Genomic DNA, 11,117 nt, shown 5'->3' on the forward strand with positions numbered 1-11,117 from the left:
TCACGCGGCGGCAACCGCGCCGGGCTTCCATCACCCGCAGGAGTGAACCACCATGAACGCATACGAGCAGAAGCAGGCGGCACGCCGCGCACGCTATGAAGATCGCGCCGAGAAGGCCACCGCCGCGAGCGAGGCCACCTATCAGCAGGCCCGCACGATGGCCGAGGCTATCCCGTTCGGTCAGCCTATCCTGATCGGCCACCACAGCGAGACGCGCGACCGGAACTATCGCGCCCGGATTCACAACACGTTCGGCAAGGCGTTTGCCCTGCACGACAAGGCCAAGCACTACGAGAGCAAGGCCGCAGCCGTCGGCACTGGCGGCATTTCCAGCGACGACCCCGACGCGATCGAGAAGCTACGCGCCGAGCTGGCCGACATCGAGGCCGCGCAAGAGAAGATGAAGGCCGCCAATCGCGCCATTCGCCGCAACAACCGCGCCGAGCTGGCCGAGCTGGGGTTTTCCGCCCAGCAGATCGAGGAGCTTTTCACGCCCGACGCCTGCCGCCGTGTCGGCTTTCCGTCCTATGCGCTCAACAACAACAGCGCCAACGCGCGCCGCATCGAGCAGCGGATCAGGCAGCTTGAACGCCTCAAGGATCGCGGCGACGTGGAGAAGGCCGGCGACGGCTACACCTATCGCGAGGACACGACCGAAAACCGCGTCATGTTCGAGTTTCCGGGCAAGCCTGACGCCGACACGCGCGCCCTGTTGAAGCGCCACGCCTTCAAATGGTCGCCGACCCGTAACGCATGGGTTCGCCAGCTCACCAATGCCGGCATCTACGCGGCCAAGCAGGTCCGCGCCGCGCTCGATAGCGTGGAGGGCTGACCAATGGCAAAGGCGCAGCGGATCACGCCGGAGAGCATGGGAAAGGAGCGCGACCGGAAAGCCGCTGCGCTCGCCGCTTCCATGCCCGAGGACCGGGCCGGCTTACTGGCCGTGACGGCCGAGGCGACGAGCGAGTTTCACGCCGCCGTGCTGGCCTGCGACGACGACGCCGCGCAGATCGCGGCCGACCGCTACGATGCGGCAGTCTGGAAGTTGAACGGCGGGACTTCCTTTGGCGTCATGGACCGCAGCAATCCCGAGGCAGGCGGCATCCTGGCCGAGGCCCATTGCCGCGCCGAGGCGGGCACGGTTCCCATGTGGAACCAAACCGGCGAATTTCTCATCACCGTTCAGGGCGTGCGCGCCGTGGTGCGCGTGAGCGACGGCTTCGGACGCTTCCGCGTCAGCATGGGCTTTCATGTGGTGGACGCCGACAAGCCATTTATCAGCGAAACCGGCTATCGCTCGCACTTCGACACCGCGCGGGGAGGGCGCACCGTGGACGAGGTAGCAATCAGCGTCTTTACCGCCTTGCTGGCCGAAAAGCGCATCCCGCTCGCGCCCGAGTATCGCCAGCGCCGGGGGGACGAGGCCGCGCCCGCGTGGCTCGCCGAGCTGGCCGCGCCGGAAGCCGGCGAACTGGTGTTCGAGGACCGGGCCGGGCAGATGGCTTTTGGCTTCTAAACTGGATTGCACAATCCACATAAAGGCGCGGCTTTCCCGGCCGCGCCTTTCGTTTGCGTCCTACATTCGTCCCACTGGCCGGCGATCGGCGTCCGATTCCTGTCCTAGCCGACCGGCTCGAACGCGGCAGCGCCGCATTCCTCGCCGCCGCACAGCACCCGCAAATTCGGCTTGCCCCATACCTGCGCCGCGCACGTCGGGCAGCGGTATTTGATCCGGTTCGAGCGGTTGACCTGGCCCTCTGGCGGCAGCTCGACCAGCCCGGCCAGGTCTACGCCCTCGTTGTCGTCCTCGCCGTCTTCGCCGGCATCGCCGCCGCCAACCGAGGGCAGGGGGGACCGTGGCCGTTCGGGAGGGAAGCGGTCAAACCATGAGAGCTTGAATTCCCGCGTCAGCAGCTCCGCGCAGGACACATCGAACGCGCCGCCCGCGACGATGTAATGCGTCATCCGCTCGCCGACCTTGTGCCCGCCCGGCTCGCCGGTATCGCTTGGCATCAGGCCGATTTCTTCCATGCGCGCCGCCCATTCCTTGTTGTGGTAGCCGCGCCGGCCGGGCTTGCCGTGGTGGAACTGCCATGCGTGGACCATTTCATGGGCCAGCGTGGAGAGCGTTTCGCGGATCGAGCGGATCGCGAAATAGCTAGGGTTCATGGCGATTTCATCGGTGCGCTGGCCCGAGTGATGGACGAACCGGGCCGACGAAAAATAGCCATAGGTCCGCCGCTCGCGCTGCAAGGTAATCAGGCAGTCCGCGAGCTGGCCGCCGAACAGCGCCGCGTTGAAGTGCTCGAACGCCTGTTGCAGCTCCGCATAGGCTTCCGGTGTCGGCTGCATCGGCGTCAGTCTCCCGGCGCTTGGGCGGCTTCGCGCGCCCGCTTGAAGGCTTCCCACGCATCGACGGCGCGGCCCGTCTGGCCGGCCTCGCTCATCCAGAAGCGCCGGGCCTGTTCGTCCAGCGCGTTCCACCATGCAATGCCGGCGCGTTCGTCGGCTGTCGCTTCGCGTTCCATCGTGGCACCCCGTCAGTGAGTGGATTGCACAATCCATTATATGGATTGTGCAATCCAGAAGAAAGAGACGTGAAAAGGGCGGCCCCCGGCAAGGGACCGCCCCGGCTCACCCGCCGAAAAAGTGATGACTGATCGCCAGTGCGGCCAGAATGCCGCCTAGAAGGCCCGCAGCGAGGCCCACAACGCCCGCCATGACGGCGAAGCGGGTTGCGGCCTTGTCCACCACCTGGGCCGCCTTGTGGCTTTCCTTGGCGGCTACAGTCATGCCGTCCATCGCGCCCGCTGCGCGCTTGGAGAACTCGGACAGAAAACGGTCGCCGGCAGCGTTGACGCTACCGGCCGCCGTTTCGCCGGCCCCCCGGACCTTCGCCACTGCCGTATCGACGGCAGCGGGGAGGGTGGCTTTCAGGGCTTCCGCCCTGTCCAACAGGTCGCCCACGTCGCCGAGCAATTCGGCAATGAGGGCTTCCCGGTGCGTGTTGGGGCCGGCCATCGTCGCGCCCCTACTTCGACGTGATCGCGGCGAAAACCTCATCGAGGTTCGCTTGCGCGGACTCGGCGAGGCGCTTCATGGAAATCATGGATGCCGCCGCCTGTTTTTCTTCGGGCTTGGTCGCGGCCCGGAGCTGCGCCTTGTAGTCCGTCTGATCCGCGATCAATTCCGGGATCGTCTTTTTGTTCTGCCGCATCCGCTGATACAGCTCCGAGAACTGGATCACGGCCTTGGGCTTGAGCGTGAATGCCTTGCTGTCCTCATGGAAAGCGAACAGCGGATAAAAGGCATCCTCGACCGTTTCGTCGGCTTCCAGCTTGTTGAACACGACGCGGACCTTTTTCGGCGAAACGCCCATCGACGCGAGCGCCTGAATGGTCGCGATCGTATCCTTGATTTGCTTGTCCTCTTTGACGGCCGGGACGACGAAGTAATCCATGTCCTCATGCGAGCCGCGATACTGACGCATGAGCTTGATGAAATCCTCGACGTTCGACGCGCCTACGTCGATCACCGCCGCGTCGATCATCATCAGTTGCTCTTGGAGCTGGCCGAACTGCTTGCCGCGCACGGTTTCGCTATCGCCTTCATCCGCGTTGATGGATTCGACCGACACATATTCCGCGCCCTTGATGCGCGGGAACAGCAGGTGACGTGCCACGGTGGACTTGCCGACATTGCCCGAAAAATTGATGACAGCTACTTTCATTTCTTTTCACTCCTAGTTTTGCCGAACAGAGGCCGACTTTTGCCGAGGTACTTTTCGCCAATCGCATCGCGCTTTTTGGGATCAAGCGCATCCTCGAATTGGGTTTCCGCGACAGGGGCCGGCGTTTGATCCTCGCTATCCTCGACGGCCGACGAATTGCCGTTCGTCACACTGGCCGGTTTAGATGGCGAGGGCGTTACCCCTACCGCGCGGTTTTTGGCCCGATAGCGATAGAGATTCTTGCGGAGGGTTTCGAGCTTGACCTCAATCCCCGCCTCGGCCAGCGCCGCCACGATTTCCTCATGGCGCACGCCGTCCTGCACTTTGCGGTCAATCTCCGGCATGACCTGCCGGAGCTTTGCCGCAGCCGTTGAGCCGGTCAGGCCGGCTATGGCTTCCTTGAGCTTGTCTTTTTCCACACTGGCCACCTTCCCGTTTCCGCGACTGTCCGAAGTTTGTCCTATCTCTGTCCCACTGTCAACCCATGCCGTCCGAAATCGGTCCGCAATTTGTCCTATCGGTGTCCGGTTCTCCGATTGGCTGCGCCAATCGGTGCAGTTCGATACCCTCCTTAAGGGGGCATCGTGCCTGCGGGACCGTTTTCGCATCAAAAGAGAGGGTGTTTTATCCTTAACCTAGGCGATACACATTACGCACCCTGTCGGGTGTTGTAAGTCGTTGATTATCAATGACTTTCATATGATCGCCCAGGCTAAGCCGTGGTCCCTAGGGACCACAGATATTGAGCAAACACCTTTTATAGTCTAGGATTTTAGGACCACAACGGGGACCACAGGAAAAACATGGCTCTTGGCGAACCGATCAAACTACGTCTGAGCATCGAGCAGCAGCATCAATACGAGGAAGATGCAGCCGCCCGAGGAATACCCCTCGGCACCTATCTACGGCAGCGTCTTGAGCAGGGCGACCAGGTGGCCGAGCAACTGGCCGAGCTGCGCCGCATCGTCGCCGAGGGGTTCGGCGAGCTGCGCGACCGTGGCGATTCGGGCAGTGCAGCCATGCCGAGCGCCGGCCGTGATCCAGCCGACGCGGCCATGATGACCGAGATGCTTATCTTGCTGCGGAGTGTCGTCAGCGCCGATAAATTACAGGTCGCACATGGCGAATTGCGCCGGCAGGGCTTGCCCGTCTGGACTGGCGAAAAAGGAGGAAAGAAATGAACGATATCGAGCGCCGGCAATTATCGGCCGGCATCATCATTGCGCTTCCAGTTATGGCGTGGATCGCGGTTGCGAATAAGACCGAGACATTGACGCCGGGGCACAAAATCCGCGCGCTCTATCAGGTCGCACTTGAGACGCCGCATAAGCCGTATTTGATCGCGGCATTAGTCGGCGGATTGGTCCTTGGCATCCTCTGCGTTTGGCTTCTGGCGTCGGTCGGAAAAACCGAGTTTGCCGGCGCACCATTCCGCAAATTTCTTCGCGGAACGCGCATTGTGTCGGCCGAAAAACTCGCGCGGGAAACGACGGAAAAGAAGCGTCAGCAAGTGACGCTGGCAAAGGTTCCCATTCCTACCAGCATCGAGAATTTGCACATGCTCATTGGCGGCGGAACGGGCGCGGGTAAATCGACCTTGTTCCGCGAAGTCGCTCTAGGCGCGGCCAAGCGTCGGGATCGAATGATTTGCCTTGATCCGAACGGCGATATGCTCGCGAAGTTCTGGAAAGAGGGCGACGTTATTCTCAATCCCTACGACGAGCGAACCGAGGGATGGTCGTTCTTCAACGAGATACGCGCGGACTACGATTTCCACCGCTACGCGCTGTCGATCGTGCCGCTTGGCCGCACGGCCGAGGCCGAGGAATGGGCCGGTTATGGCCGCCTGCTATTGCGCGAGACAGCCCGCAAACTCGCCGTGATGGGTCAGCCGTCTATCCGCGAGCTATTCCGCTGGACGACGATCGCGCCGCCCGAGGAATTGCAGGAATTCCTTTCGGGGACGCTGGCCGAATCTCTGTTCGTCGGATCGTCCGAGGCAACCAAGGCGCTATCGTCCGCGCGGTTTGTCCTATCCGATAAGCTGCCCGAGCACGTCGCCATGCCGCAGGGCGCTTTCTCGCTGCGGACCTGGCTCGAAAACCCGAAGGCCGGCAATCTCTGGATTACGTGGCGCGAGGACATGGCCCCGGCGCTGCGACCGCTTATCTCGGCATGGATCGACGCGCTTTTCGTCTCCATCCTGTCGATGCCCGAAGATCCACGACGCCGCATTTGGGCTTTCATTGACGAGCTGGCTTCGCTCGAAAAACTCGCCACGCTGGAAGATGCGTTGACCAAGGGCCGCAAGTACGGCCTGCGGGTTATCGCCGGCCTGCAATCGACCTCGCAGCTCGATGACATTTACGGCCGCGACAAGGCGCAAACGCTGCGGAGCTGCTTTAGCTCGCTCGCCGTTCTGCGTATCTCGAAATCGGACCCGGCCACGGCCGAGGATTTCAGCAAGGCGCTTGGCGAACATGAAGTCGAGCGCGAGCGCGAGAGCCGTAACAGCGGCACGCGCAGCAGCGGCACCGGCAAGCAGACCGTCCACGAACGGGAGCGCGTCGTCGCGCCCGCCGAACTGACCTCGTTGCCCGACCTGGCCGGATACATCGCCTTTGTCGGCGATCGGCCTATAGCCAGGTTCCAGACCGAATATCAGGGCTTCAAGAACCGGCATCCCGGCTTTGTCGAGCGGAGCGCCGTGGCCTTCGGAGGATAAGACATGCTCAGCATGAAGGTGTTGACCCGGCAGGACATAGGCAAGGCCGCGAACTACTACGGGGACGGCGCGGACGACTATTACGCCAAGGAGGGCAACGCCAAGGAATGGCAGGGCGAGGGCGCGGCCGAGCTTGGCCTGTCGGGCGAAATCGACGCGGAGCGGTTCAAGGAGCTGCTAGCCGGGCAGGTCGCGCCCGGAATCCGCGTTAGCCGCGGTTCGACGCGAGGCGATGCGAAAGAGCGGATCGGGCTGGACCTCACCTTTTCCGCACCGAAGAGCGTATCCATGCAGGCGCTCATCGCCGGCGATGCCCGCGTGTTGCAGGCCCACGATCGCGCCGTTGAGGCCGCAGTTAAAGCCGCCGAGGAAAAGGCGCTGGCTCGCCGCAAGGTGGACGGTAAGGCCCAGGTCGAGCGCAGCGGAAATCTGATCGTCGCGAAATTCCGCCATGAAACGAGCCGTGAGCGCGATCCGCAGCTCCATACCCATGCTGTCGTGATGAACCTCACGCGCCGCAGCGATGGCGAATGGCGGGCACTCAAGAACGACGAAATCGTAAAGGCGACCCGCTTCCTTGGGTCCGTCTACAACAACGAGCTGGCCGCCGAGCTGCAAAAGATCGGCTATCAATTGCGCTTCGGGCGTGATGGCAATTTCGAGCTGGCCCACATCAGCCGCGATCAGCTCGAATCCTTCAGCCAGCGCCTAAAGCAGATCGAGGAACGTTTGGCGCAGCAGGGCTTGACGCGCGAGAGCGCGAGCGCCGAGCAGAAGCAAAGCGCCACGATGCAGACGCGCGCCCGAAAGAATGTCATCGACCGCGATGCGGTTTATCGCGATTGGCAGGACCGGGCGAGTGAGCTTGGTATCGACTTCGGCCGGCGCGACTATGCCGGCTTGGAGAAGGGCGGTCCCGAGGTTTCCCGCAATTCTGCGCCGGCCTTCATGCCGGCCGAGGAAGCCGCCGCGCGCGCCGTGCGCTACGCAGTCAACCATCTGACCGAGCGGCAAGCCGTCATGGATGAGCGCGAGCTGATCGACGTTGCGATGAACCACGGCGTCGGCAGCGTTCGGATGCCCGACGTTCAGGCCGAGGTAAAACGGCAGACCGAGCGCGGCTATCTCATCAAGGAGGCCCCGATCTACCGGCCGGCCAGCGAGGCCGGGCCCGGCGCGGACCTCACGCGGCAGGCTTGGATAGGCGTGCTGGTCGACAAGGGCATGACCAAGGATGCCGCACGCGCCCGCGTTGATCGCGCAATCGGCGAGGGCGGGCTTGTCGCGATCGAGGGGCGCTACACCACACAGACCGCGCTCGAGCGCGAGAAACGTATCTTGCAGATCGAGCGCAGCGGGCGCGGCCAGGTCGCGCCGGTTCTACCGCAGGAAGCCGCCCGCGAACGTCTGGCGGCAACCAACCTCAATGACGGCCAGCGCCATGCGGCCGAGTTGATGGCGAGCACCGCGAACCGGGTTGTTGCCGTGCAGGGCTTCGCCGGCACCGGCAAATCGCACATGCTGGACACGGCCAAGGCCATGATCGAGGGCGAGGGCTATCAGGTCCGCGCCCTGGCCCCCTACGGGATGCAGGTCAAAGCCCTGCGGGAGCTTGGCGTCGAGGCGAACACGCTGGCCTCGTTCCTGCGCGCGAAGGACAAGAACATCGACGGCCGCACCGTGCTTGTGATTGACGAGGCCGGCGTGGTCCCGACCCGCCTCATGGAGCAGACCTTGCGCCTCGCCGAGCAGGCCGGCGCGCGTGTCGTGCTGATGGGCGACACGGCGCAAACCAAGGCGATCGAGGCGGGCCGGCCGTTCGACCAATTGCAGGCGGCCGGCATGAGCACGGCGAAGATGGACGAGATTCAGCGTCAGAAAGACCCAGTGTTGAAAGCGGCCGTCGAGCTGGCCGCCCACGGCGACACGCGCGGCTCGCTCGCCAAGATCGCGGGCGTTGCTGAAATCAAGAATGACGGCGAGCGCCGCGCCGAGCTGGTGAAAGACTTCATCGCGCTTGCGCCGGCAGAACGCGAGGCAACGCTGATCGTCAGCGGCACCAACGAGGCGCGGCGCGAGATCAATACCCGCGTGCGCGAGGCGATCGGCACCGCAGGGCAGGGGCTTGAATACGACACGCTGATACGCCGCGACAACACGCAGGCCGAACGGCGGTTCTCGAAAAACTACCACGTCGGCGACGTGATCCAGCCGGAGAAGAACTACAAGACCGGCTTGCAGCGCGGCCAGCTCTATCGCGTGCTTGATACCGGCCCCGGCAATCGCTTGACGGTTGCCGGCGACGACGGCCAGCGGATCACCTTTTCGCCGCTCACCCACACCAAGCTATCGGTCTACCAGCCGGAGCGATCCGAGCTGGCGAAGGGCGACACGATCCGCATCACGCGCAACGACGCCGCCCTAGACCTGGCTAACGGCGACCGCTTCAAGGTGGCCGAGGTTGCGCCGGGCAAACTCACGATCGAGGGCGCAGGCCGACGCATCGAGCTTCCGGCCGACAAGCCGATGCACCTTGACCTGGCCTATGCCACGACGGTTCACAGCGCACAGGGCCTCACGTCCAACCGCGTGTTGATCGAGGCGCAGACGAACAGCCGCACCACGGCCAAGGACGTGTATTACGTCGCCATATCGCGGGCGCGGCACGAAGCCCGGATTTATACCAACGACTTGAAGAAGCTGCCGGCCGCCATCGCCCGCGAGAACCAGAAGCACGCGGCGCTGGACCTTGCCCGCGAGCGTGAGCGTCAAGGTCGCGATCGAGGGGCAGACCTGCAACACCCCGGCCTTGGCCGGCAACGGTTGCGGCAGGAACGGCAAGCAGGGCGCGGATAGCGCCCCTCACAGCGCCGGAGAGGGCAGGGAAGGGAAGGGCAGGGAAGGCCCCCTGCGGGCCGTCAGGAGCGCCGCAGGGGCGCGACAGCGCCTTGGGACAGGGAACGGGCGACAGACACCCGGACGACCGTTTCTGCTCCTGCAAAGGGGCTAGTGATGGTGCCCCTCGGGTTCTTCCATACGGAAGGGCAACCGCTGCTGCTTTGACCCGTCAGATAGTTGAAGCTCAGCATCGAACTCGTGCGGCTCGGCCGGCGCGTCCTCACTTTGAAAAACTGTCCGATCCTGCGAGGCTCGCAGTGTTAGACGCTCGATGTTCCCATTTTCCCGATGGATACTAACGATCGCCGAAAGTGTGTCTGCCGGCCTCGACAACGTTAGCCTCATTCGCTCGCCGTCCGCAGTGTCCACGATTGCGAGCAACCCCCTTGCCAATTCCGAATCGACCTTGAACGGCTCGGGCGCATGATGATGCCCATGCGCCGCTCCTGCCGTGCCAACGACGCCAGTTGAATCGAATTGGACGGTCGCGAGGCCAAGCGGCGGTAGATGCTCGCGCAATTCATCCTTCAAGGTGACCGCAATCCGGTTCGCTTGGGCAACAGTCAGCGCCTCGTCTACTGCGATCGTCACATCAGTATTGAGCTTGTGACCGAGCCACCGAGCTTTCACCTCGACCAACCGGGCGACGCCGGGGACGTGCTCCGCTGCATGTCGGATTTCCTCCACCACGCCGGGGCCAACACCATCAAGGCTGCGCGTGATAACCGCTTTGGCCGACTGCCAGACGATGCCGAAAATTGCGATGGTGATGAGTAGGCCGATGATCGGATCAGCCAGCGGGAAACCAGCCCAGACGCCAGCCGCTCCGAGCACCACGGCAAGGCTTGTCAGTCCATCCGTGCGAGCGTGATAACCATCCGCGATCAGCGCCGCGCTGTTCATGGCGCGCCCCACACGGATGCGGAAGATCGCTACTGCTTCGTTGCCTATGAACCCGATAACGCCGGCAACAGCGACCGCCGCAAGCTGGGTAATTGGCTGGGGATGGATTAGACGGTCAATTGCTTCGTAACCGGCGACGATGGCGCTGAATAGAATGATAAGAACTACCAGCATTCCAGCCAGGTCCTCGACCCGGCCAAGGCCATAGTTGAAGGTGGCAGTTGGTTTGCGGCGGACAAGCACAAACGCAATCCAGAGGGGGATCGCGGTCGTAGCATCACCGATATTGTGGATTGTGTCTGCGAGCAGGGCCACGCTGCCGGAGGTGAATACCACCACCAATTGCAGCGCGGCCGTAATGCCAAGGATAACGAACGACCATTTGATGGCCCAAATGCCTCGTTCGGACGAAGAGAGGCTTGGGTCAATTACTCCATGCGTATGACCGTGCCCCTCGGCGCTTCCGTGCGAATGGCCGCCTTTGCCGTGTCCATGCCCGAAGCTTTGGTCTTGGCCTCCGAACCCCAGCCACTCTTTAATTGTCTCGAACATATGCTGCCTCAAAGATACTTGGCGAGCGACTTGAACTCGCGGAGTGCTTGATTGGTGTTTGTGCTGTCGCCCTCCATCGCATCGCCTATGCAATGCTCCATATGGTCTTGGATCAGCGTCCGTTTTGCGTTGTGAATAACGCTCTCTACTGCCTGGAGCTGTTGTGCCAGTTCCAGGCACGAGCGCCCCTCAGCAAACATGGAAAGAAGCGAGCCTAGCTGCCCTTGGGCTTGCTTGAGCCGCTTGATGATTTCGGGATGGGATGTATGTTGCATGACAAACATCCTACCCCCTAGGGGGGAGGGTGTC

12 protein-coding genes are annotated in these 11,117 nt (G+C 62.9%); 5 read left to right on the forward strand and 7 right to left on the reverse strand.

Annotation, left to right across the window (positions count from 1 at the left end):
• Positions 1-52: 52 nt before the first annotated feature.
• Both AC1ZQA_RS16210 and AC1ZQA_RS16215 read left to right on the forward strand, forming a co-directional pair.
• Positions 53-832 carry a DUF3560 domain-containing protein gene (locus AC1ZQA_RS16210; protein ID WP_482679405.1) on the forward strand — a complete coding sequence of 260 codons (780 nt, stop codon included), beginning with the start codon at positions 53-55 and terminating at the stop codon, positions 830-832.
• 3 nt (positions 833-835) lie between these two features.
• Positions 836-1,516 (forward strand): hypothetical protein, encoded by a 681-nt coding sequence (locus tag AC1ZQA_RS16215; RefSeq protein WP_482679363.1) that lies wholly within the window; start codon positions 836-838, stop codon positions 1,514-1,516.
• A 104-nt stretch (positions 1,517-1,620) separates the two neighbouring features.
• Here AC1ZQA_RS16215 and AC1ZQA_RS16220 read toward each other — a convergent pair whose 3' ends face one another.
• The 5 genes from AC1ZQA_RS16220 to AC1ZQA_RS16240 all read right to left on the reverse strand — a co-directional run bounded on the left by AC1ZQA_RS16220 (position 1,621) and on the right by AC1ZQA_RS16240 (position 4,149).
• Positions 1,621-2,352, reverse strand: a complete 732-nt coding sequence (locus AC1ZQA_RS16220; RefSeq protein ID WP_482679364.1) for a SprT-like domain-containing protein — start codon at positions 2,350-2,352, stop codon at positions 1,621-1,623.
• Between the two features lie 5 nt (positions 2,353-2,357).
• On the reverse strand, positions 2,358-2,528 hold the full coding sequence (locus AC1ZQA_RS16225; RefSeq protein ID WP_157056033.1) for a hypothetical protein: 171 nt from the start codon (positions 2,526-2,528) through the stop codon (positions 2,358-2,360).
• A 106-nt stretch (positions 2,529-2,634) separates the two neighbouring features.
• Positions 2,635-3,021 carry a hypothetical protein gene (locus tag AC1ZQA_RS16230; RefSeq protein ID WP_482679365.1) on the reverse strand — a complete coding sequence of 129 codons (387 nt, stop codon included), beginning with the start codon at positions 3,019-3,021 and terminating at the stop codon, positions 2,635-2,637.
• A gap of 10 nt (positions 3,022-3,031) precedes the next feature.
• The gene (gene stbB, locus AC1ZQA_RS16235) at positions 3,032-3,730 is read right to left on the reverse strand and encodes a StbB family protein (protein ID WP_050453522.1); all 699 of its coding nucleotides are present in this window, start codon (positions 3,728-3,730) and stop codon (positions 3,032-3,034) included.
• Positions 3,727-4,149 (reverse strand): hypothetical protein, encoded by a 423-nt coding sequence (locus AC1ZQA_RS16240; protein ID WP_482679366.1) that lies wholly within the window; start codon positions 4,147-4,149, stop codon positions 3,727-3,729. The genes stbB and AC1ZQA_RS16240 overlap by 4 nt, the downstream gene beginning before the upstream one ends.
• 384 nt (positions 4,150-4,533) lie before the next feature.
• Between AC1ZQA_RS16240 and AC1ZQA_RS16245 the strand changes: the two genes are divergently transcribed.
• From AC1ZQA_RS16245 to mobF, 3 genes are read left to right on the forward strand one after another with little or no spacing between them, the layout of a single operon-like run.
• Positions 4,534-4,911, forward strand: coding sequence for a mobilization protein (locus AC1ZQA_RS16245; RefSeq protein ID WP_482679367.1), 378 nt, complete (start codon positions 4,534-4,536; stop codon positions 4,909-4,911).
• Positions 4,908-6,455, forward strand: coding sequence for a type IV secretion system DNA-binding domain-containing protein (locus AC1ZQA_RS16250; protein ID WP_482679368.1), 1,548 nt, complete (start codon positions 4,908-4,910; stop codon positions 6,453-6,455). The genes AC1ZQA_RS16245 and AC1ZQA_RS16250 overlap by 4 nt, the downstream gene beginning before the upstream one ends.
• A gap of 3 nt (positions 6,456-6,458) precedes the next feature.
• On the forward strand, positions 6,459-9,311 hold the full coding sequence (gene mobF, locus AC1ZQA_RS16255; RefSeq protein ID WP_482679369.1) for a MobF family relaxase: 2,853 nt from the start codon (positions 6,459-6,461) through the stop codon (positions 9,309-9,311).
• Positions 9,312-9,461: 150 nt separating this feature from the next.
• On the opposite strand, the gene AC1ZQA_RS16260 is transcribed toward mobF, so the two are convergent.
• Positions 9,462-10,808, reverse strand: coding sequence for a cation diffusion facilitator family transporter (locus AC1ZQA_RS16260; protein ID WP_482679370.1), 1,347 nt, complete (start codon positions 10,806-10,808; stop codon positions 9,462-9,464).
• An 8-nt stretch (positions 10,809-10,816) separates the two neighbouring features.
• A complete protein-coding gene (locus AC1ZQA_RS16265) occupies positions 10,817-11,083 on the reverse strand; it encodes a metal-sensing transcriptional repressor (protein WP_482679371.1) in 267 nt (88 codons plus the stop codon).
• Between the last annotated feature and the right edge of the window lie 34 nt (positions 11,084-11,117).

The organism is Thiomonas sp. DCM-2, assembly GCF_056820905.1.

Bases quoted from the DNA above. Each gene is read 5' to 3' on its own strand.
- AC1ZQA_RS16220 (WP_482679364.1), bottom strand. From the start codon at position 2,352: ATGCAGCCGACACCGGAAGCCTATGCGGAGCTGCAACAGGCGTTCGAG.
- AC1ZQA_RS16265 (WP_482679371.1), bottom strand. From the start codon at position 11,083: ATGCAACATACATCCCATCCCGAAATCATCAAGCGGCTCAAGCAAGCC.
- AC1ZQA_RS16245 (WP_482679367.1), top strand. From the start codon at position 4,534: ATGGCTCTTGGCGAACCGATCAAACTACGTCTGAGCATCGAGCAGCAG.
- AC1ZQA_RS16230 (WP_482679365.1), bottom strand. From the start codon at position 3,021: ATGGCCGGCCCCAACACGCACCGGGAAGCCCTCATTGCCGAATTGCTC.
- mobF (WP_482679369.1), top strand. From the start codon at position 6,459: ATGCTCAGCATGAAGGTGTTGACCCGGCAGGACATAGGCAAGGCCGCG.
- AC1ZQA_RS16210 (WP_482679405.1), top strand. From the start codon at position 53: ATGAACGCATACGAGCAGAAGCAGGCGGCACGCCGCGCACGCTATGAA.
- stbB (WP_050453522.1), bottom strand. From the start codon at position 3,730: ATGAAAGTAGCTGTCATCAATTTTTCGGGCAATGTCGGCAAGTCCACC.
- AC1ZQA_RS16250 (WP_482679368.1), top strand. From the start codon at position 4,908: ATGAACGATATCGAGCGCCGGCAATTATCGGCCGGCATCATCATTGCG.
- AC1ZQA_RS16260 (WP_482679370.1), bottom strand. From the start codon at position 10,808: ATGTTCGAGACAATTAAAGAGTGGCTGGGGTTCGGAGGCCAAGACCAA.
- AC1ZQA_RS16225 (WP_157056033.1), bottom strand. From the start codon at position 2,528: ATGGAACGCGAAGCGACAGCCGACGAACGCGCCGGCATTGCATGGTGG.
- AC1ZQA_RS16215 (WP_482679363.1), top strand. From the start codon at position 836: ATGGCAAAGGCGCAGCGGATCACGCCGGAGAGCATGGGAAAGGAGCGC.